Genomic DNA, 21,067 nt, shown 5'->3' on the forward strand with positions numbered 1-21,067 from the left:
CGGACCGAAAAAGATAGACTTCCGCCGAAACAACCTTATCCCTCCATCGCATCAACTACATCTTTGTCCAATTTGACGACAGACTCCTGTGTCAGAAGGGAAACGCCGATAAACACGATAATCGATACGATAAAGGCAAATGCTCCGACAATGACGCCTGGCGGCAAAAGGGAAACTTCGTATTTATTCAAAATTTCCAAGGTGAAGTTTAAGATCAGCCCGACGATAATACTGGCAATCGCCCCGTATTTTGTGGCCTTTTTCCAAATCAGCCCCAAAACGATGGGCGGGAATACTGCAGAAGCGAATGTTCCCCAGCCGAAGATGCCGAGCAAAGCAACGAGCGTATCCATATAAAACGAAAATAAAAGAGATAATATCAATAGTCCGACGACCGCCAGCCGATTGAACAGCAATTCATTTTTAACCTGTTTATTAAATGCCCTCGGGATATCTCGTATTAAACTGGCTGCACCCAATGTAACGAATGCGGACCCAGTAGACATGATAGCTGCAAGTAGCCCGGAAAGCACAAGGCCTGCCACAATCGGCGAGGTAAAATGCGTAACAAAGGTGGTAAGAGACTCGTCAGGGGAAGCAATCTCCGGAAACTTCCCTTGAATTTCCAGGGACCTGGCTGTCAGCCCAATCCCAATCACCAATAAGGTGGTAAAAGCATACGCAAGACCTGCCGTAAAAGCACCCCACTTTAATTCTTTTTGGCTTTTAATCATTAAGAATTTATTAATAAAATGCGGCTGTCCTGCTGCTCCCAGGCTGAACAAAAAAATCCAGCAGACAACGGTGATGATTGGATATGTTCCAAAAGATGAAGTTAACAGGGGATCGGCACTTTGAAGGTTTTCGGAAATAGTTTGCACACCGCCTCCTGCATTGATGGCCAGGAAAAAGACAATCAAAGAAACAACAACCATAATAACTCCTTGGAAAAGATCTGTATAAACGCTTGCAATAATGCCCCCGCCTACACAATAAAACGCGAGAATGCCAAGCCCGATAATGGCCCCCAGCTTGGGAGAGATGCCAAAAATACTTTGCATGATGACACCCATCGCCTGGACTTGCGTCCCCAAATAACCTATCACGCCAAAAGCAATCGCAAGACCAAGCCATCCGCGGACAGCCTTGCTTTCGTATCTTTTTTCCACGACGTCACCGAGCGTATAAACTTCACCCAAACTCCCGATTTGCCAAATCCTTTTGCCAGCCAAATACCATGTTAGCGCAAATCCCAACGAAGCCGATATGCCGATTCCCGCAACGAATCCCATCCCGTTGCTGAAAGTCAATCCGGTGCCGCCCAGCATGCCAAATCCGCTTTGAATCGAAGAAAACGCCGCAATCGCCATGACAAACATGCCCAAATTTCTTCCGGCAATTAAAAAGTCGCTCGCTGTTTTCGTTCTTCTTGTTGCCCATAGCCCGATCAAAATACAAATAAGCAAATAGATGGCTACAATAATAATGATTGTAGTACTCAAAGACTTCACCCCTCAATATTTATGTTCTTTTTGCCCCCATGACGGAGCTGCTGTGTAACATCATCTTTCGGAAAGGTCAAAGTATATAATAGACAAACAAGAACAGCCATTGGCCAAATGCCGAAAATATACAAAGCCATTGCCGGTGAAAGACCAAATATGAAACCCGTTCCTCCTGACGGGGAATCCAGCGTGATGACATCGTGGAATATATACAAAAGTAAATAAATCGCTGTAACCGTTACGGGAATCCAAATTTTACGGGGATTTTTTTTGACATCTTTGATCAGCCCCAGGAAGATGGCAAGCCCGATCATCAGTAAATAAGGATAGAGAACTGCCCTCCAGGACCCGGTTACCATCCCGATGAACATCACAATGGAAAGTCCGAGCAGTGCATAAATGGCTTGATCTGTACGCGACATCCGTATTCCTCCTTTTTAATAAGTTTGAAAAATGAACCTCCACTAAATATTCCGTCATTTTTTGTTTTCGGGGTTCCACGGAACCCCATGAACGGCTTTTCTTAAACTGGATAAACCGGGTGTTTTCGTTCGGAAAAAACCGTATACTTTGACGAATATGCTTCAAACCGTTGGATCAGTTCTCCGCGTAGCGAATCGGCGGAAACGATGCCGTCGACGATCATTTCCGAAGCCAGTTTATATATATCAATCCCTTCCTTATACTCTTTTCTCTTTTGCTGGATAAAAGCATTCCGCTCACTTTCATCAAGCTCGGCTATTTTCTTTGCATAGACAGCGTTTACGGCAGCTTCCGGCCCCATCACAGCGATTTGGGCTGAGGGCAGCGCAAGGCAGCAATCCGGTTCAAACGCCGGTCCGCACATCGCATATAATCCCGCCCCATACGCCTTCCGGACAATGATGGAGATTTTGGGCACCGTCGCTTCCGACATCGCCGAGATCATTTTCGCCCCGTGGCGGATAATTCCTTCACGCTCCACTTTTGTTCCGATCATGAAGCCGGGAACATCGACAAGGAACAGGAGCGGAATATGAAATGCATCGCAAAGGGTCATAAATCTGGCCGCCTTGTCTGCAGAGTCATGAAATAATACGCCGCCTTTCACCCGGGGTTGGTTCGCGATGATTCCGACCGGTTTTCCATCCAGTCTGGCAAGCCCGGTAATGATTTCACCTGCAAACAACTTCTTGATTTCAAAAAATGAATCCTCATCAATAATTCCATTTATAAAGTCATACATATTGAACGGAGCGTTTTGATTGGCAGGAATGAGCTCTTCCAATGTTTTTTCCAACTTTTTTGCAGGAACTGCTTCCCGTACCGGCGGCTTTTCCGAAAAATTCGCCGGAAAATACGAGAGATAACTTTTAACCAGCTCAATGGCTTCTTCCTCATTATGGGCCAATACATCCCCGCACCCTGATACCGAACAATGCATGCGGGCACCGCCCATTTCTTCCAGTGTCACCTTTTCCCCGATGACCATTTCCGCCATTCGCGGCGAACCGAGATACATGGAAGCATTTTGATCAACCATGATGACGATATCGCAAAAAGCGGGTATATAAGCACCACCAGCTGCTGATGGACCGAATAACACACAAATTTGCGGGATTTTTCCGGACAGTTTTACTTGATTGTAAAAAATTCTCCCTGCCCCGCGGCGGCCCGGAAACATTTCTACCTGGTCGGTAATTCTTGCACCTGCCGAATCAACCAGATAAATGAGCGGGACCCTCATCTTTTCGGCCGTTTCCTGGATGCGGATGATTTTCTCTACGGTCCTTGCCCCCCATGAACCGGCCTTTACAGTGGAATCGTTCGCCATGACACAAACCGTCTGGCCGCCCATTTTCCCGAGCCCCGTCACGACTCCGTCCGCCGGCAGGCCATCCGCTTCGCAATTGGCAAACATGGCATCCTCCAAAAATGAATCCGCATCAAGCAGCCGCTTTAAACGGTCGCGGACGAAAAGCTTCCTCCGTTTCTCATTTTGTTCATGGTATTTGGGAGCACCGCCTTGCTGAATGCGCTCCATTCTTTTATTCAGTGTTTCTCTTAACATGGTTCATGGCTCCTTTGTAAAAAAATTTATTCCAGCTCGATCAGTACGTCACCTTCGTTGACAAAGTCACCTTCATTGACTTTGATTTCCTTAATGACTCCACCTGTTTCAGCCTGGATGGGAATTTCCATCTTCATTGATTCCAAAATGACAACATCTTCACCCGCTTGAACTTCATCCCCTTCTTTATAAAGAATCTTCCATACGTTTCCAGCCATGCTGGCCAATACTTTACTCATAATAATTCCTCCTCACTGCTTCAAATGTTTATCAATAAAATTGGTTGCTGTCTCGCCTTTTTGAAAAGCAGGATGGTCCGCAATTCGTTGCAAAAGCGGAATATTGGTTTTAATCCCTTCTACTTCATAGGCCGAAAGTGCCGCCTGCAGCCGCCCGATCGCTTCATCCCTGTCTTTTCCTTTCACAATCAGCTTGGCAATCATCGGGTCATAAAAAGGCGTTACATTTGATTTGTCATGTACACCGACATCGTTGCGGACGCCGGGACCAGCGGGCAATATCAATTTCGTTATTTTACCCGGAGAAGGGAAAAATGTTTTCGGATCCTCCGCATAAATTCTTGCTTCTATGGCATGACCCTTTGGATGGATATCTGACTGGGACATCGTTAACGAATAGTCGGCTGCAATTTTCAATTGCTCAGCAACCAAATCCAGCCCGGTGATTTCTTCTGTAATCGGATGTTCCACCTGCAGGCGGGTGTTCATTTCCAGAAAATAAAAGTTTTTGTCTTGATCTACTAAAAATTCAACCGTCCCGGCATTGGAATATCCTATGGCATGGGCTGCCTTGACAGCTGCTTCACCCATTTTCTTCCTTGTGTCATCATCTAAAAACGGAGAAGGGGCTTCCTCCAGCACTTTTTGGTGACGGCGCTGAATGGAGCATTCCCGCTCCCATAAATGAACGGTATTGCCGAGCTTATCGGCCAAAATTTGGATTTCAATATGGCGCGGATTTTCAATATATTTTTCCATATACATGGCACTGTCGCCAAAAAAATCCGCCGCCCGCTTTTGATTTCCGGCAAATGCTTTTCGCAGTTCATCGGCATTGCGGGCAATTTGCATACCGATCCCCCCGCCGCCGGCGGAAGCTTTTAACATGACCGGAAACCCGATTTCCTCGGCCGTCCGAACGGCTGCTTCTACATCAGCAAGCGAATGGGTAATGCCGGGAACAACCGGAACACCTGCTTCCTGCATGGCTTTTCTTGATTCAATTTTGCTGCCCATCCGGGAAATCACATCCGGAGAGGGGCCGATGAATACAAGGCCTTCTTCTTCACATCGTTTGGCAAATTTACTGTTTTCGGAGAGAAAGCCATATCCCGGATGAATGGCATCCGCTGCGGATTTTGTCGCGGCATCCAAAATTTTTTCTGGGTTCAGGTAACTTTCAACCACTCTTGGGCCTCCCAAAAGGTAGGCTTCATCCGCCTTTTGAACGTGCGGCGCATCTGCATCCGCTTCAGAATATACTGCAACTGTTTGGATGCCTAACAGTTGGCAAGTCCGTATAATCCGAACAGCAATCTCACCCCGGTTTGCAATCAACACTTTTTGAAACATGACTGAACACCGCCTTCTCTTTACTTGTGAGTAAATGCAGGACTTCGTTTTTCAATAAAGGCTGATACCCCTTCTTTCACATCTTCCGTTTGAAATACTTGGCCGAAATATTTGGCTTCCAATGCCAATCCGCTTTCAAGAGATCCGTCCCGCCCTTCCGTGATTGCTTTTTTCATCAGCGACAGGGCGGGCATCGAGTATCCGGACATTTTTTTCGCCAGCTCCCGAGCTTTTTTTACAGCCTCACCTTGGGGAACAACGATATTGACAAGCCCAATCCGAAGGGCTTCACGGGCCGAAACGGGTTCCCCTGTAAACATCAATTCTTTTGCTTTCCCTTCCCCGATAAGCCTTGGCAGCCGCTGCGTACCGCCTGCTCCCGGAAAAAGGCCCAGCATGATTTCCGGAAGCCCGATTTGGGCATGTTCTTCCGCTATGCGCATATCACAAGCAAGGGCCAGCTCGCAGCCTCCACCCAAAGCCAGACCGTTGATCGCCGCAATCGTCGGCTTCGAAAGCCGGTCAATCAAATCAAAGGGATACTGAAGCCATTTCGATTTTTCTTCGGCCAATTCCTCTCCTTTGCCGATCCAATCAGGGAATTCCTTAATATTGGCCCCCGCAACAAACGCTTTTTCACCGTTTCCTGTGATGATCACTGCCCTCACGTGCGGGTCACCTTCAATATCTTTCATCATATTGGTGAGTTGATTGACTACTTCCCCGCTTAACGCGTTTACAGGCGGATGATCAATCTCTACGATTGCGACCCCTTCATTCTTCAAGACACGTACTACTTGATCTACATCCACTATCTTCCCCCCCGTAAACATTATTTTTTTCGAATCCGCCCGAGTGCTTTTTCCCTGTCCCATGCGTCCCCAATCCCTTCTTCCTTCAGCTTAAATTTTTGCACGCGCTCAGTGGCGGTTTTGGGAAAGGAATCGACATATTGAATGTAGCGCGGAACCATAAAGTATGCCATACGGTCTTCACACCACTTAATCAATTCAACATACGGCAGGGTTTCACCTTCCCTTAAAATGACATATACCTTGACGTCTTCCTCCCCGATTTCGGACGGAACTCCGACAGCCGCCGATTCAAGCACCTTTGGATGGGCATTAATCACTTTTTCAACTTCCCATGACGAAATGTTTTCACCTCTTCGCCTGATACACTGTTTTAAGCGGTCACAGAAATACATATAGCCTTCTTCATCTTCGTACCCAAGGTCACCGGTTCGAAACCAGCCGTCGAGCAAGGCTTCCTCTGTTTTATCCGGCATTTTATAATACCCTTCCATAAACGCATGTTTCTGTAAGGAACGGATGAATATTTCTCCGATTTCCCCTATTTGCAAACGCTTACCATTTTCGTCGGCAATTTTGGCTTCAGCAAAAGGAAACGGCTTTCCGATTGAAGGAATTCGTCCTTCATGAATAGGATTCGAGACGCAAAATCCAGTTGTTTCCGTCAGGCCGTAGCCTTCAACAATTTTTATTTTAAATCTTTCTTCAAATGGTTTCCAGAATTTTTCCGGCGTTGCAGCACACGCCGCAATGCGGGCGGGATTATCTTGATCGTTTTCTTGTTCGGGCTGTTTGCAAAGAATGGGAATCATGGAGCCCAAAGCGTTGAAAATGGTCGCATGATGAAAGCGGACTTCATCCCAAAAGCGGGAAGCGCTGAATTTCTTGCTCAAAGCAATGGTCGCATTGGCGTGAATTCCGCCCAACACGGTATGGGCTTGGGCATTAATATGAAATAAAGGCAAAGTGGTAAAAAGAATATCGTCCTTGCGTACGCCCACCATCCGCTCGGCAAATTCCTTTGCAGAATGGACATATGCTGCATGGCTCAACATGACCCCTTTGGGCGGCCCGGTTGTTCCCGATGTGTACAGAATGCTGTTGATCGCGGTTCCCGGAAAATCCAAAGAAGGCAGATTGCTTTCGGGATGTGTGATAACATCTTTGAGTTTCGTGTATTCTCCCCAATCGGGTAATTGCTTTTCTGTATGGATTATTATTTTTACATCCTTTGGCAATGAAGACAGACATGGCCTGATGCGATCCATATAGCTATCGTCCAATACGATCGCCTTGCATTCCGAATGCGATAAAATATACTGCAGGCCGTCCCCTTTTAAATGGACATTGATGGGTACAATAACGGCTCCTATGCATGTAAGCCCAAACCATACATCCATATATTCCGGGCTGTTATCGAGCATCACGCACACTTTGTCCTCCGTTTGAATGCCCAGCTCGGAAAACCCTCTCGCAGATTGCGCTGCGCGCCTATACAATCCTTCATACGTGATTCGCTGCTGTTCAAACTCGAGAAACACTTTTTCCGGTGTTTTTTCAATTCTCCGGACTAAAAACTGCGCCAAATTTTCAATCATCCAACGTCTTCTCCCCTTTCATGGATTTTTTGCACTTAAACTCTATAACGCAAAAACCATGCCATTCACTTTTTACGGACAGATCCGGGAAAAGCCGCATAAATGTCGCAAAAATGATCTATTTAACCGTCTCAATTTTGCGACTGGTTCGCAGCTTTGCAACAAAAAAAGAGGCTTTTTAGCCCCTTCACTCATCCATTATTCCGTACTTTTCGATTTTCCTGTAAAGACTTGCCCTGTGGATCCCCAATAGCTTTGCCGCCTTCTGTCTGTTTCCTTCCGTTTTTTCCAGCGCTTTTAAAATGGCTCTTTTTTCAGCTTCTTCCATTTGGTTTTTCAACGAAAAGATGCCATCTGTTTCCATCGAACTTCTTCTTTTTCTTAAATAAACAGGCAAATGATGCATTTGAATCAAACCGTCATTTTCAACGACGTTCATGGAACGTTCCAAAACATTTTCAAGCTCCCGGATGTTTCCCGGCCAATGATAGCTCAAAAATACCTGTTGAACTGCGCCATTCATGGCAGTAACATTCACACCCATTTCTCCATTCAGCTTTTGCATAAGATGGCTTGCAATGGGAATAATGTCTTCCTTTCTTTCCCGCAATGAGGGAATATCAAGCATAAAAACGTTCAGGCGATAATACAAATCATCCCGAAAGCTACCCTCGCGCGTCATTTCCCATAAGTCTTGATTCGTTGCAGCAATAATGCGGACATCAATTTTTTTGGATGTCGTTCCGCCAATTCGTTCAATTTCCTTCCTTTCCAGCGCTCTTAGAAGCTTTGCCTGCATATCAAGCGGCAAGTCACCTATTTCATCCAAAAACAATGTTCCGTTATTGGCCAGCTCAAATTTTCCCTGCTTCCCGGTTTTTTTTGCGCCGGTAAAAGCACCGCTTTCATAACCGAACAATTCCGCTTCCAACAACTCTTTCGGAATTGCGGCACAGTTAACAGGGATAAACGGCCCGGCACTGCGCGGACTCGCAAGATGGATCGCGTGGGCAAACAATTCTTTTCCCGTTCCGGTTTCCCCCTTAATTAAAACCGTCGATCGGCTTCTCGCCACTTTTTGGGCATTGTTTTTTACTTCCCTGATTTTGGCGCTGTTTCCCACGATGCTTTGAAAGGAATATTTGGCTCCCCGAATCCGTTTCATCTCTTTTTCATAAAACGCAATTTTGGACTCCATTTCCTGAACCCTGTTCGCCAATGCTTTAAATTCGTCAACATCATGAAACATGATCTTTCCAATGGCTCCAGTAATTTTTCCGTTCTGAAAAATAGGGATTCGGGTCGCCAATACCGTTTTTCCGCCAATTTTCATCAAATGTCCTATTTCTGTTTCACCCGTTTGAATGACGATATGCATTCTCGTGTTTTCAACGACCTCGGTACAATGTTTTCCAATGACGGAATTCGGGTCATCAATTCCGAGCAAGTTGGCATAGGAGCGGCTTAAAAAATTGACATTCCCTTTGTCATCCACGCCTAGAATACACTCGGACAGTTGGTTGAGAGCGTTTTCATATTTGTCGATCGTTTGCTGGAGCAATTGATCAGGCTGGTCGTCAATGATGATGAGCATTCCGGCTTCGTCGTGCCCATCATGCATGGGACATTGGTGTAAAAGAAGACGCTTCCCTTTCCTTGAAATATGGATATGATGTTCATTGTGCAGCTTCGTTTCCGGAATGATTGCTTCCAATTTTTGGCCGATCAGTTCATTCCTTCGTTTTTTAAAACATGTACCGGCCAAATCATTGCAGGCAATGATCGTTCTTGTTCGGTCCGTGATGAGCATCGCGCGTTGCACATATCGAAGCAGGTGGTCAAATTCCAAGTGTAAAGCGAGGCGAGTATTCATTTCAGCCATCTCCCTTTATTTGGTCCCCTTGATTTACTTTCATTTTAACACTAATTTGAACGAACGGGGTTAAATGGATTTGTCAAACTTTATTTGGGATGACAGATCATAAAAACCTGTTCGAGCAGGGTGCCGCTGTCCGTATACATTTCTTTGAAGCCGGATGATTTCAAAATACGGATAAGGAGCTCGTTTGATTTTGGCAAATTGTAAACTACCCGGGGATAAGATTTCTCTCCGGAAAACACGTTTGCCAGCATGCTTTTGAGGATTCCCTCTCGATCGGATTGATTTTCGGCCGCAATACATTGAAAAAGAGTCACTGCGGCAAGGCTGCCATCTTCGGTATTTCTCTTTTGGTACAGGGCATACCCCACAGGTTCACCGTCTCGGTTTTTGGCAATGACCGCTTCCCCTTGGCGGATAAAATTCCAACGCGTTTGCCATGGGACCTGCTCCTGATAGAACGGAAGGCAGGCAGCCCTTTTGGCCAATCCGTTCTCCAGTAAATACTCATTTTTTTCTTCCATTAAGAATGTGTCTGTGCTCTTAAGAAACAGAAGGCGGTCTACCGTCTCATACCCAAAAGATTCGTAGAGCCGGATTGCATTTTCATTGACGCTGAACGCTTCCAGGCTGGCCCGTTCCACGTCTTCTTTTCTGTATATCTCCATCGTCGCTTCCATCAGCTTCTTTCCAATTCCCTGGCCCCGATGCAATGGTGACACACTGGTACCTCCATTCCATGCCCACTTTGTCCCGTTGAATGTTTGGATCGCATTCAGAATGACACCAACCGGCTGCCCATCGTCATAGGCAACGAAAGAAAACCGCGGTGAAATTTGGTCATTCCCAAACCGGAAAGCCAGCTGATCGACTGGCATCCTCAAATTGGAATAATAATCTGAAAACCCCTTGTTCCATGCTTCAGCCGCATCTGTCAAGGGACATTCGCTCAAAGCCTTAACTTCAATCATGGGGTAGCCTCCTAGAATTTGATTTTTTGTATATCTTCCTATTGATACATCCTCAAAACAGCCAGCGCCTCGGCCGCTACTTTTTCACGGAGTTCCGCCGGTTCAAGTGCTTTCATAAGCGCACCATAACCAAGAATGATTTCACAGGCCGATTCGACTGTGTTGAATTCGACATCGGCTTCGATCCAGCCACTGTTCACCGTGTCAGTGGTGTGAATTTTCATATATGGCTGTTTTGAAAGGCGGTCGTGCACCGTTTCGCAAAAGCTGATTCGGGCCGGGTAGCGGGGAAGCTGCGCTTTGAACTGCTTCGTGGATTGTTCCCAATATCCGGCCAAATCAAAGTGATCCGGCCGTCGGAATGATTCCGCTGTGATCCGGGCACGCTCGATACGCGAGATGCGGTATGTACGCAGCTCACCATCCGCCGCAGCAGCCAGATACCAGATACTCCCTTTGGCCACAAGCCCCAACGGCTCGACAATACGCTCATAAATCTTTTCATCTCGCCGGTACACCATTTCCAGCTTTCTTTCCTGCCAGACGGCTTCCTGGACTGTTGAAAGGCATGGAAGCAATTCCTGCCTTTGATGCCAGCCGGCACCATCAATATGGATGCGTTCCTGGAGCTTTTTTGTCTCGTGATGCATGCTTCCCGGGATCGCCGCCAACAATTTTTGAAAGGCGGACTCAAAGGAATTCTCCAATCCCAAATCGCCAAGCAATGATGAAGAATGGGCAAGCAGCAGCGTTTGCATTTCTTCCGTCTTCATGCCGGTCAGGTTCGTTCGATAACCATCCGCAAGCGACCAGCCGCCATTCGTTCCACGTTCGGCATATACCGGTACGCCTGCGGTGCTTAACGCTTCCATATCGCGATGGATCGTCCGTTCTGACACTTCCAGTTTTTCCGCCAATTCTTTCGCCGTCATTTTCCCGTTGTTTTGCAGCAACAGCAAAATGGCGATCAATCGGTCAGCCCTCATCGAAATCCCTCCCATCCTCTTTATTTTATCAATATGAAAACAGATGTCATCTTTAGCTGTCTATAATAAAAAAGAAACCGGAAAGGTGGATGTTTGGATGAAACCTTTGCAAGAAAAAATTGCGGTCGTCGCCGGAGCAACCCGCGGTGTCGGACGGGCCATTGCAGTTTCACTCGGGGAGGCTGGTGCAACAGTCTACTGTACAGGCCGAAGCACGCGTGAAAAGCTTTCCGACATGATTTTATTGTAATTTTTGTTTACGATCGTATTTTCAATTCGGATCCTATTTACCTTGTTCCCGGATCGTATTCACTTTACTTACGATCGTATTACCTTCATTCCGGATCGCATTTACCTTGTTTACGATTGTATTTCTTTGTACCGCTCCTATTTCATCTTGACAGTGGAAAACTTCTTTTTCGGCGGGAAGTTAAAATAGCCTCCCAAACGATGTAATGTCAGTCCGCTCGCAACACCCTCTGTTGTCTGTTACCCACAAGATAAAGCCGGAAAGATTGTCACTAGCCGACATTGTCGAATGAAATTGATTCATAATACGATAAACTCATAGGCAAAAACAATAAGCTGTGATTGAATTAGAAGCAATCACAACAAATTTTTTCTTGTATCTGCCAAATAAAATTTGAATCGGCCGTTTTTGCGGCCTGTCAAAGGGCATACAAAGAAGCGCCGGAAGTTGCCTATCCTGCTAAAGAAGACGCTGACAATAAGACGGTTGGCGGAACGGCCGGCAAAAAGGGTGGTTAAAAGTTAATCATTTCCTTCATAAAAATATAAAAAGGAGCTGTAGTGTATGATTGCTTACAGGCACGAACCATTTACGGACTTTTCAAAAGAAGAAAACAAAAGAGCGTTTGAAGCGGGGCTGGAGCTGGTGGATAGCTGCCTTGGCCAAGACTACCCCTTGATCATCGGCGGAGAACGTGTCGAGACCGAGGAGAAAATTATTTCCGTCAATCCGGCGAATAAAGAAGAAGTCGTCGGCCGCGTATCCAAGGCGGACAGGGATCTGGCGGAGCGCGCCATGAACAGTGCCTTGGAAGCGTTTGAGTCGTGGAAAAAAGTGAAGCCGGAAGTCCGGGCGGACGTCCTTTTTAAAGCTGCGGCCATCATCCGCCGCCGGAAGCACGAATTTTCCGCCCTTCTCGTAAAAGAAGCCGGAAAACCTTGGAAAGAGGCCGATGCCGATACGGCAGAAGGCATTGACTTCATGGAATATTACGGACGGCAAATGCTGGAGATCAGGGACGGCAAAAAAGTGGAAAGCCGCCCGGGGGAATATAACCGCTATGATTACATCCCGCTTGGCGTCGGCGTCGTCATATCCCCGTGGAACTTTGCGTTTGCGATCATGGCGGGGACAACAGTTGCCTCCATTGTCAGCGGAAATACGGTTCTGTTAAAACCGGCTTCCACTACCCCTGTCGTTGCGGCCAAGTTCGTGGAAGTGTTGGAGGAAGCGGGCTTGCCAAAAGGCGTGGTCAACTACATCCCGGGAAGCGGCGCGGAAGTGGGCGATTATCTCGTCGACCATCCGAAAACCCGGTTCATCAGCTTTACGGGTTCACGGGAAGTCGGCACACGGATTTACGAGCGGGCCGCCATCGTCAACGAAGGGCAAATCTGGCTGAAGCGCGTCATCGCCGAGATGGGCGGAAAGGACACGATTGTGGTCGATAAAGAAGCGGATCTCGAACTGGCTGCCCAGTCGATCGTCCAATCGGCATTCGGCTTTTCCGGACAAAAATGTTCTGCCTGCTCCCGAGCCGTTATCGTAGAAGACGTGTATGATGAAGTACTTGAGAGGGCCGTGGCGCTCACAAAAGAATTGACAGTCGGCGACCCGGCAAACCCGGAAAACTTTATGGGGCCGGTGAACGATCAAAACGCGTTCGATAAAATCATGAAATACATTGAAATCGGCAAAACGGAAGGTGAACTGATGGTTGGCGGTGCAGGCGACGATTCCAAAGGATATTTCATCCAGCCGACAATCTTTGCCGGCCTGGACCCGAAAGCCCGCCTCATGCAGGAAGAAATCTTCGGGCCGGTCGTGGCTTTTTCCAAAGCGAAAGACTTCACGCATGCCCTGGAAATCGCCAACAACACGGAATACGGACTGACGGGGGCCGTCATTTCCAACAACCGCAAGCATCTTGAGCAGGCACGTGAAGATTTTCATGTCGGCAATTTGTATTTCAACCGCGGCTGCACGGGAGCGATTGTCGGCTACCAGCCATTCGGAGGATTCAACATGTCGGGAACCGACTCAAAAGCGGGCGGCCCGGACTACCTGCTGCTTCACATGCAGGCGAAGACAACGTCAGAGATGCTGTAAAAATAAGAAAAGCGCTGCGCTTCTTTCTTGTTTTTAAAGAAAGCATAAGTTTTTTTAGGCTTTAACACTTTGGACAAAGACCTTAGTTGTCTAGCTCCAAGTCCGGGTTTGGTGCCTCATTCGGCCCGATCGTCGTTTTAAGCTTGTACTGGAGAAAGCTGACGAACTGGGGAGCCATTGCCGGGATGATTTCCGGTGCCGTTACAGTCCTTGTTTGGCAAAGATTGGACTTTGAGCTATATGAAATTGTACCAGGTTTTCTGATCAACCTGATCGTAGCTGTCATTGTCAGCCGCCTCACCTATAAACATAACGAAGAAATTGAAAAAGAATTTGATGAGAGCCTGAGGTTGCTCAAGGAATAGAAACTTCAGCCGGGGATTGCCGATCCCCGGCTTTTTTATTTTTCAGTATGAAAGTGTGATAAAATTTAAATAAACGCATTCAAACAGGGATAGGGGGGGATCTTGATGGAGGGTCTGTTGGAAAAAGTCCTTACGCTGACCAATATAGACGAAATCACCGAAGTGATCAGCGCATACTTGAAAAAGCCTGTCGTCATTGAAGATGACCAATTTTCATTACTGGCTTACAGTTCTTTTTATATTGAACAATTTGATGAAGCCAACAAGCAAACGATTTTTTCAAAACGGTGGACTATTTCAATATTGGAAATGTTTATGGACAGGGGAATTGTTGATCAGTTAAAAAGCGACCCCAAACCGTTTCGGGTGGAACAAATAAAAGAAATCGGCCTGAACCAACGTGTCGTTGTGAGCGCAAAATATAAAGACCATATTTTAGGCTATATATGGATCCAAGAGACCGACGGGACGCTGACGGATATTGAACTCGATTTTATCCATGAAGTCTCGCATCATGTCGGCAAAATCCTCTATCAAAAAAAGCAGCTAAAACTGAAAAAAGATCAGGAAAAAAACAGCCTGTATAAAAAAATAATGGAAGATGAATTTCATACGGAGGCCCAGGTCAAGTGGGAAGCGGCCAATATCAATATGTCGATTCCGGCTTCCTATATTATCAACGTTTTTACCGTAGGGCAATCAAGTGAAGAAATTTTTGGAGAATTATTGGAGAAGGTTGGTCTTTTTTCAAATGCCATTAAACTGCCTGCCCACCTTTTTATCGATCAATTGAAAGTTGTTGTCATGATCGGAAGCAACCTGTCACCCCCGGGAGAACTCGTTGAAAGCGCCAACGAACTTACTTCTACGGTGTTAAGCCAATTCAGTAAAAACCAATTATATTCCGGAATCAGCAACGAACGCTCCTCCATTCTGCAGTTGAAAAAAAGCTATATGGAAGCAATGGAAGTCATTAAGGCCGCCAAATTTATCGGACTGGACACCCTCCCCTCCTTTGAATATAAAAAGCTTGGGCTGTTCCGCTACTTGGAAACCATTTCTCAATACCAGGCAAAAATGAATTATGTAAATGAAGATTTGCTCAAACTGAAGCAAAAAGACAAAGAAGACCAATCGAGCCTGCTTCATACGTTGGAAGTCTACCTGTTGCAAAATTGCCGCTTAAAGCCTACGGCGGAAAAACTGTTTATCCACACAAACACGCTCAAATACCGTCTGAACCAAATTACCGAATTAACGTCCATCACCTTTGATGACTTTCAGACAAACTGTCAGACGTATATCGATTTGCAGATATTAAAAGCCGACGGGAACGCCGATTAAAGGGGCTGTTGCAGGCCCCTCTATTGTTCATTCCCCACTTACCAGCTAGCACCGCTTTAAGTGGGGGGACTTCTTTTAGAAGTGCGTTAAATTTTACATAAAATCCGGTCGCATTTTTATGTATTTCTGTCCAGTAAGAACTTGCACTATAGCTAAAAAGCGGACCAAACCTGCTTGTAAGTAACCGACAACAGAAATGGACTTTTCTCGTTTCTTTACGACAATGATAAATAACTGAGAGAAATTTATAATAAATATAGGGTTGCTTTTTGAAAATGATATGAGTCCCCGTTGAAAAATTGAAGGGGTTTTCATGATTATATCACCAAGTAAAGGAGTGCGGGAACCATGGGACTAACCAGGGATTTTTTTATCATGCTTTCTCAAAACAAAGCTTTGAATAATACTGCGAAAAGATGGGGCCTAAAACTGGGGGCCCAATCAGTTGTAGCCGGAACCAATATAGAAGAAATGATTGAAAGTGTAAAAAAACTAAATGCACAGGGTATTGCGGCAACAGTCGATAATTTGGGAGAATTTGTTTTTGACAGGGAAGAGGCAATAAAAGCAAAAAAACAAATTCTGGCGGTCATCCAAGCGATTCATGACCACAATGTGGATGCCCATATTTCCTTGAAGCCCACCCAGCTTGGTCTGGATATCAGCTACGATTTTTGCCTTGAAAATTTAAGGGAAATCATCGCCAAGGCCAATGAATACAATATTTTTATCAATTTCGATACGGAAGATTACAGCCATTTGCAGCCGACATTTGATTTGATTGACGAATTGTCCAAAGAATTCAGCAATATCGGCACGGTCATTCAGGCTTATTTTTACCACGCCATGAGTAACCTTGAAAAATATAAAGATTTTCGTTTAAGAATTGTCAAAGGGGCATATAAAGAGCCGGAACATCTCGCCTTTCAAGACAAAAAGGATATTGACGAAAACTTTATCAAACTCATAGAATACCATTTACTCAACGGGAAATTTACATCCATCGCGACACATGATCACAACGTGATCAACCACGTGAAGCAATTTGTAAAACAGCACGACATTCCAAGGGATAAATTTGAATTTCAAATGCTTTACGGGTTCAGAAAAGACCTGCAGCTTCAGCTTGTAAAAGAAGGTTATAACTTCTGCACATACGTCCCATTTGGTCATGATTGGTTTGGCTACTTTATGCGCCGCCTGGCCGAACGCCCGCAAAACCTCGCACTCATCGGCAAGCAAGTTTTCAACAAGAAAACAAACACAGCGATCGGAGCAGGTGCTTTGGCCCTACTTCTGCTTCGTGCCAATAAAAAGAGAAGACATAAGAGAAAGTGATCATGCATTTCACAATGCCATAAATGAAATAAAGGCTACCTAGATTTAATATGCTCTAAATTCTAGGTAGCCCTTATATTTAATGAAACCATTTATCAAAAGACAGCGCTTGATTTTTTTCCCAACAGAAGCGCGGAAACCGATGCAGATTATCTTCTCTACTCATCACACTTATCTATTGAGTGATAGCGAATTCGAGTTCTACAAATGATTAAGCCGCTTGATTATTCGTATCCGATCGAATCGCATGAATCAAGTAGTAAATGAGCGCTGCAATGATGGCTCCATTAACTGCCGGTATAAAAAATGGGATGAAATACGCACCAAGACCTCCTATAAACCACGACAAAATCCCCGGCCAATAAAAACCTTGCTTGCGATTTAAAGTCTGTTTTGAAACAAAGAAATATTCGCTGATCATAACACCGGCTGCAGGAGCTACAAATGAAGCAAGAATCCCTAAAAATCCGATAAAATACTGCATAATTCCCAACAATGATAATATTGTTCCTACAACTGCGGCAATGAGGGTCCACCAAAACCTGCTCCACCCAAATACCTTTGTGAGGGCAAGGCCTGCACTATAAGATGATGTAATATTGGTAGACCATTGCATCACAATGACTAAGGCTAAAGAAATCAACGGAAGGCCCAATACTTTCATGACTTCTGCAATATTCCATGGTTCATTCACATTTTCTATTGACGTCGCGGAGATGCCCATCATGACAGCTACAATCGTTAAAATAAGAAGAGGCGGAAAATTCCCTGCAATTCCAGCATAAGATACATGGGACAGCTTGTTTTTCGTCCACCGCGTGTAGTCAGCCGTAAAGGTAGCACCTACCACCATGCTGCCCACCATTAAGTTGCCCCCCCAAACTATTGATTGGCTAGTTGCTGGCTCATAATTTAAAAGGCCTTCTAAACCCGTCATATTCATTACTCTAGTAAAACCATAAATTGTGATGATTAAGATGGCCGGAATTGCCAAGTAGTCTAACCATGCCATACTTACTACGCCAAACATCGCTGGCAAACAAAAAAGAATTCCTAAAAAAATCATGAGCCAAGGAGTCAAAGCTTGATTTCCACCAAATACTTCAGTTAATGCATCCGCAGCAATTGAAACTTGAACTCCATACCAGCCCACACAAGGGATGATCGTTACGATAAAAGCTGTGGCGATATTTGATCCTTTAGATCCGAATGCCGCCTCACCCACTATATAAGTGTTAAAGCCTTCGCGGGCACCGATATATCCTGTAGGTATAAAGAATAAAAATACCAAAATTGCTGTTCCTAAAACTGCTGCCATAATTGACTGCATCAGTGTCAACCCGGAAATTAACGCACCTCCAGTTGCAAAAGCGGAAAGAGATGCTGTCATACCGAAATAAATGGCAGCTATTCCTAACCAACTTTTTCTTTTTTCAGGTGGAACAGGAGATTGTGCGTATTTGCCTTCTTCTTGATTAATGTCATATTGGGCGGATTCATTGGTAGCATTATTGCCTACAATATCTTTTAATTGATTTGCCATGTTAAGTCCTCCCTCTTATCCTCCGAATTTTCCAGGATATTCTGTAATAATTTGCATTTCCTTTTGAAACGATAAAAAAAGGGTTGGTAAAGGACCGTTAACGTTTTTGTATGCTATATACCAACCCGCTCAATAAAAAATAAAATTAGTACCTTCTTAATTGTCACCAAATAAATTTAATGATTCTAGAGAATGATAATCTTCATCAATTCCAAATGCTCGGGGACCACATACTTCAATACCTTTTTCCGTAGTCATTTTTTCATCTGCCGGAATCAAAAGGACGTATCCTCTATAACCGTATTTAATAATATCTGTTCTTAATGCTTGACCAGTTTCAGGATCCATTAAAATAATTAAATCTGGAGGCAATGAACGGGTTTTGCCATCAATGGTTAAGTGCAGCCATTCGTTTTGGAACATTATTTTCGCAGTGGATCCCTTATAAGAGTCGATGCCTTCCATGACGATCGTTCCTGATGAGAAACCACTTGTCACTTCAGATCCAAAGTCCCTATTTAAATCCACGACTTTCCCTTTAAACACTAGATTCCCGTTCATATACTTGGCTACTTCATTCACAGGCTCAATATTATTCTCGCGGTATTTCCGTACAATTTGACCGATGGTTCTTGCCTGAGTCACAGTTCGATGGATAGAGGTTCTTTTCATATCTTTTCCTGTCATTGGGTAACAGGAAATCCACGATATTCCTCCATATGCCATGGCTGCGCTTCGGATAATTCTCTCTGCTAGTTGTCCATCAGCGGAATCAACTAAGCAAACTTCTTCTTTCTCATTTGTTGCAGCTACAGGTGTCGGACTTACGCCCCCAATGTAAAAAGAGGTCATCTGAAGTTCTGGGAATGCTCTTCCCATACCATCCGCATCAATGACAGGTATTCCTAAGGCTCCTGCTACAGCCATCGGGATCGTCATATTAACTCCACCAGCTTCCGCGGGAATAATTGCGTTTACCTTCTTATCTAAAAAATTAGAAACGGTATCCAAGCTTTTGAAGATTTCTTTTCCACCTGGCGGCTTTTCGGTCAGAACGAGAGGAGCACCTAAACATCCCACACTCGTAATTAGTTCATCATCCGGAATATCTAGCGGATCGATCAAAACGATGTCATTGCTATTTTTAATCATTCGCTGTGCCCAGAGAAATCCAATATCAGGATCCCCGCCGCCTCCGGTAGCCAGAAGTGTTGAACCGACCGTTATATCCTCTAAGTCTTCCATCGTGATCACTGTATAATGTTTAACGTTCCATTTCTCCAGCAAATCGTATACAGAACCAGACAATGAATCCACCTCATTCTTAGTTTAGTAGCAGCTCTCTCGATGAAGTTGTTAAATACTCATATCCGTCTTCGGTTACTAATATCATGTCCTCTATCCTTGCAGCGCCGATTTCAGGAACATAAATACCGGGTTCCACAGTAAGTACCATGTTCTCCATTAAAATACTTTCTTCCCCTTTATCCAGAATGGGATGTTCGTGTACAAACAGACCTAAACCATGTCCTGTCAAGTGTGGAAAATATTCGCCATATCCACTTTCTGTAATAAAGTCTCTTGCCACCGCATCAACTTCATGGGAACGGACGCCTGGCTTTATTGCTCCAATTGCTTTTTTTTGTGCTTTCAATGCAATGTCAAAAATCTCTTTTTGCTTCATCGAGGGTTGTCCCAAAGAGAAGGTTCTTGTTATATCGGAGCAATAACCGTCATAAATGCATCCCATATCGAAAAGAATCAGTTCACCCTCTGTTAACACTTTATCTGTAGAAACCCTTCGCGGAAGAGCAGCATCCAATCCTGACATCATAAAAGGTTCAAATGAGTAATTTTCCGCTCCGTTTTTTTCCATCGTGTATTTCGCATATCCCGTTGCTTCCCGCTCTGTAACGTTTTGGTTGAGAGCAATATACCGCTTCACTTCATTCATCGTTAAACTCGCAATATGTGCAGCTTTTTTTAATTTCTCTATTTCCCAATCAGTTTTTATTTTCATTTGGTTGACAAGCAATGAGTCAATCGGTTCCATTCTCCCTTTACATATATCGCTTATATAAGATAAATGATGAGCAGATATCGTATTTTGCTCTATTCCTATTGTTTTCCATTCCCTGTTTAACAGCTTCCTCAAGGGAGCTAAATAATCAGGTGTATCTTCCAGAAAAGAAACGATATGGTCGATCCAACAGTCTATTTTAGCTCTGAATAAATCCAATCTCGGGACTAGAAATGATATTGAGGCATCGTTTCCAATAATTAAAACCGTTTCGGCCGCTTGGTTTACTCTGAAATTAGTGAAGTATCTAATATGGCCTTGATTAAAAAGAACAGAAGTATCAATTCCCGCGGCTTTCATATTGTCGGCAAATTTGGCTACTCTTTTTTTAAATTCTGACATGCAATCCCCTTCTAATGAGACTTTTTTATATTAAATTTCAAGTTGGTCACTAATTTCGGGATTAATTATAAGAATCTTTTTAGGCACTCTGGACTCGATAGATGAGCCTGCCTGGCTCGTAAGTTCAAGGATGATATTCTCATCAATTAATGTTTCCAATGCCTTATCATAGTCTGCTAGATTTTCTTCTCCAAGATCTTTATACACATCTTTTAATTCAATGTACGGATTATTAAGGACAATCTGGATTATAGTTTTGCATTTATCATCTTTATGGATGAGATTCTGAACTCTTTCTAACAT

At 44.6% G+C, this 21,067-nt stretch carries 18 protein-coding genes and 1 pseudogene; 5 read left to right on the plus strand and 14 right to left on the minus strand.

Annotation, left to right across the window (positions count from 1 at the left end; all coding sequences use genetic code 11):
• Positions 1–35: 35 nt before the first annotated feature.
• The 10 genes from AB1L08_RS05645 to AB1L08_RS05690 form a co-directional block, all read right to left on the minus strand.
• On the minus strand, positions 36–1,502 hold the full coding sequence (locus AB1L08_RS05645; RefSeq protein WP_413063691.1) for a sodium:solute symporter family transporter: 1,467 nt from the start codon (positions 1,500–1,502) through the stop codon (positions 36–38).
• A 5-nt stretch (positions 1,503–1,507) separates the two neighbouring features.
• On the minus strand, positions 1,508–1,927 hold the full coding sequence (locus tag AB1L08_RS05650; protein ID WP_413063692.1) for a hypothetical protein: 420 nt from the start codon (positions 1,925–1,927) through the stop codon (positions 1,508–1,510).
• Positions 1,928–2,028: 101 nt separating this feature from the next.
• Positions 2,029–3,555 carry an acyl-CoA carboxylase subunit beta gene (locus AB1L08_RS05655; protein WP_413063693.1) on the minus strand — a complete coding sequence of 509 codons (1,527 nt, stop codon included), beginning with the start codon at positions 3,553–3,555 and terminating at the stop codon, positions 2,029–2,031.
• A 26-nt stretch (positions 3,556–3,581) separates the two neighbouring features.
• On the minus strand, positions 3,582–3,794 hold the full coding sequence (locus AB1L08_RS05660; protein ID WP_413063694.1) for an acetyl-CoA carboxylase biotin carboxyl carrier protein subunit: 213 nt from the start codon (positions 3,792–3,794) through the stop codon (positions 3,582–3,584).
• A gap of 12 nt (positions 3,795–3,806) precedes the next feature.
• Positions 3,807–5,147 carry an acetyl-CoA carboxylase biotin carboxylase subunit gene (gene accC, locus AB1L08_RS05665; protein WP_413063695.1) on the minus strand — a complete coding sequence of 447 codons (1,341 nt, stop codon included), beginning with the start codon at positions 5,145–5,147 and terminating at the stop codon, positions 3,807–3,809.
• Between the two features lie 20 nt (positions 5,148–5,167).
• Entirely contained in the window at positions 5,168–5,959 is a 792-nt protein-coding gene (locus tag AB1L08_RS05670) for an enoyl-CoA hydratase (protein ID WP_413063696.1), read from the minus strand.
• 20 nt (positions 5,960–5,979) lie between these two features.
• Entirely contained in the window at positions 5,980–7,557 is a 1,578-nt protein-coding gene (locus AB1L08_RS05675) for an ATP-dependent acyl-CoA ligase (RefSeq protein ID WP_413063697.1), read from the minus strand.
• 187 nt (positions 7,558–7,744) lie between these two features.
• Complete coding sequence (locus AB1L08_RS05680) at positions 7,745–9,430, minus strand: sigma 54-interacting transcriptional regulator (RefSeq protein WP_413063698.1); 1,686 nt, start codon at positions 9,428–9,430, stop codon at positions 7,745–7,747.
• A gap of 89 nt (positions 9,431–9,519) precedes the next feature.
• A complete protein-coding gene (locus tag AB1L08_RS05685; protein ID WP_413063699.1) occupies positions 9,520–10,407 on the minus strand; it encodes a GNAT family N-acetyltransferase in 888 nt (295 codons plus the stop codon).
• A gap of 38 nt (positions 10,408–10,445) precedes the next feature.
• On the minus strand, positions 10,446–11,393 hold the full coding sequence (locus tag AB1L08_RS05690; protein ID WP_413063700.1) for a helix-turn-helix transcriptional regulator: 948 nt from the start codon (positions 11,391–11,393) through the stop codon (positions 10,446–10,448).
• Positions 11,394–11,490: 97 nt separating this feature from the next.
• Between AB1L08_RS05690 and AB1L08_RS05695 the strand changes: the two genes are divergently transcribed.
• The 5 genes and pseudogenes from AB1L08_RS05695 (at position 11,491) to AB1L08_RS05715 (ending at position 16,799) form a co-directional block, all read left to right on the plus strand.
• On the plus strand, positions 11,491–11,643 hold the full coding sequence (locus AB1L08_RS05695; RefSeq protein WP_489686520.1) for a hypothetical protein: 153 nt from the start codon (positions 11,491–11,493) through the stop codon (positions 11,641–11,643).
• Between the two features lie 564 nt (positions 11,644–12,207).
• Positions 12,208–13,752 (plus strand): L-glutamate gamma-semialdehyde dehydrogenase, encoded by a 1,545-nt coding sequence (gene pruA, locus AB1L08_RS05700; protein ID WP_413063701.1) that lies wholly within the window; start codon positions 12,208–12,210, stop codon positions 13,750–13,752.
• 101 nt (positions 13,753–13,853) lie between these two features.
• Positions 13,854–14,117, plus strand: a pseudogene (locus tag AB1L08_RS05705) (sodium:solute symporter family transporter); the annotation flags it as partial.
• A gap of 105 nt (positions 14,118–14,222) precedes the next feature.
• Positions 14,223–15,461, plus strand: a complete 1,239-nt coding sequence (locus AB1L08_RS05710) for a PucR family transcriptional regulator (protein WP_413063702.1) — start codon at positions 14,223–14,225, stop codon at positions 15,459–15,461.
• A gap of 348 nt (positions 15,462–15,809) precedes the next feature.
• On the plus strand, positions 15,810–16,799 hold the full coding sequence (locus AB1L08_RS05715; protein WP_413063703.1) for a proline dehydrogenase family protein: 990 nt from the start codon (positions 15,810–15,812) through the stop codon (positions 16,797–16,799).
• A 211-nt stretch (positions 16,800–17,010) separates the two neighbouring features.
• Here the strand turns inward: AB1L08_RS05715 and AB1L08_RS05720 are convergent, their stop codons facing one another.
• The 4 genes from AB1L08_RS05720 to AB1L08_RS05735 form a co-directional block, all read right to left on the minus strand.
• Positions 17,011–18,342, minus strand: a complete 1,332-nt coding sequence (locus AB1L08_RS05720) for a purine-cytosine permease family protein (RefSeq protein ID WP_413063704.1) — start codon at positions 18,340–18,342, stop codon at positions 17,011–17,013.
• A gap of 156 nt (positions 18,343–18,498) precedes the next feature.
• The gene (locus tag AB1L08_RS05725) at positions 18,499–19,650 is read right to left on the minus strand and encodes an S-methyl thiohydantoin desulfurase family protein (protein ID WP_413063705.1); all 1,152 of its coding nucleotides are present in this window, start codon (positions 19,648–19,650) and stop codon (positions 18,499–18,501) included.
• Between the two features lie 16 nt (positions 19,651–19,666).
• Positions 19,667–20,764, minus strand: a complete 1,098-nt coding sequence (locus tag AB1L08_RS05730) for a M24 family metallopeptidase (RefSeq protein WP_413063706.1) — start codon at positions 20,762–20,764, stop codon at positions 19,667–19,669.
• A 30-nt stretch (positions 20,765–20,794) separates the two neighbouring features.
• Complete coding sequence (locus AB1L08_RS05735) at positions 20,795–21,067, minus strand: hypothetical protein (protein WP_413063707.1); 273 nt, start codon at positions 21,065–21,067, stop codon at positions 20,795–20,797.

It is taken from the genome of Siminovitchia jepli, assembly GCF_047228825.1.
Lineage (GTDB): Bacteria > Bacillota > Bacilli > Bacillales > Bacillaceae_C > Siminovitchia.

Excerpts from the sequence above, each read along its gene's own strand:
- AB1L08_RS05690 (WP_413063700.1), bottom strand. The coding sequence starts at position 11,393 with ATGAGGGCTGACCGATTGATCGCCATTTTGCTGTTGCTGCAAAACAAC.
- AB1L08_RS05675 (WP_413063697.1), bottom strand. The coding sequence starts at position 7,557 with ATGATTGAAAATTTGGCGCAGTTTTTAGTCCGGAGAATTGAAAAAACA.
- AB1L08_RS05715 (WP_413063703.1), top strand. The coding sequence starts at position 15,810 with ATGGGACTAACCAGGGATTTTTTTATCATGCTTTCTCAAAACAAAGCT.
- accC (WP_413063695.1), bottom strand. The coding sequence starts at position 5,147 with ATGTTTCAAAAAGTGTTGATTGCAAACCGGGGTGAGATTGCTGTTCGG.
- AB1L08_RS05720 (WP_413063704.1), bottom strand. The coding sequence starts at position 18,342 with ATGGCAAATCAATTAAAAGATATTGTAGGCAATAATGCTACCAATGAA.
- AB1L08_RS05730 (WP_413063706.1), bottom strand. The coding sequence starts at position 20,764 with ATGTCAGAATTTAAAAAAAGAGTAGCCAAATTTGCCGACAATATGAAA.
- AB1L08_RS05735 (WP_413063707.1), bottom strand. The coding sequence starts at position 21,067 with ATGTTAGAAAGAGTTCAGAATCTCATCCATAAAGATGATAAATGCAAA.
- pruA (WP_413063701.1), top strand. The coding sequence starts at position 12,208 with ATGATTGCTTACAGGCACGAACCATTTACGGACTTTTCAAAAGAAGAA.
- AB1L08_RS05685 (WP_413063699.1), bottom strand. The coding sequence starts at position 10,407 with ATGATTGAAGTTAAGGCTTTGAGCGAATGTCCCTTGACAGATGCGGCT.
- AB1L08_RS05710 (WP_413063702.1), top strand. The coding sequence starts at position 14,223 with ATGGAGGGTCTGTTGGAAAAAGTCCTTACGCTGACCAATATAGACGAA.
- AB1L08_RS05655 (WP_413063693.1), bottom strand. The coding sequence starts at position 3,555 with ATGTTAAGAGAAACACTGAATAAAAGAATGGAGCGCATTCAGCAAGGC.
- AB1L08_RS05660 (WP_413063694.1), bottom strand. The coding sequence starts at position 3,794 with ATGAGTAAAGTATTGGCCAGCATGGCTGGAAACGTATGGAAGATTCTT.
- AB1L08_RS05680 (WP_413063698.1), bottom strand. The coding sequence starts at position 9,430 with ATGAATACTCGCCTCGCTTTACACTTGGAATTTGACCACCTGCTTCGA.
- AB1L08_RS05695 (WP_489686520.1), top strand. The coding sequence starts at position 11,491 with ATGAAACCTTTGCAAGAAAAAATTGCGGTCGTCGCCGGAGCAACCCGC.
- AB1L08_RS05650 (WP_413063692.1), bottom strand. The coding sequence starts at position 1,927 with ATGTCGCGTACAGATCAAGCCATTTATGCACTGCTCGGACTTTCCATT.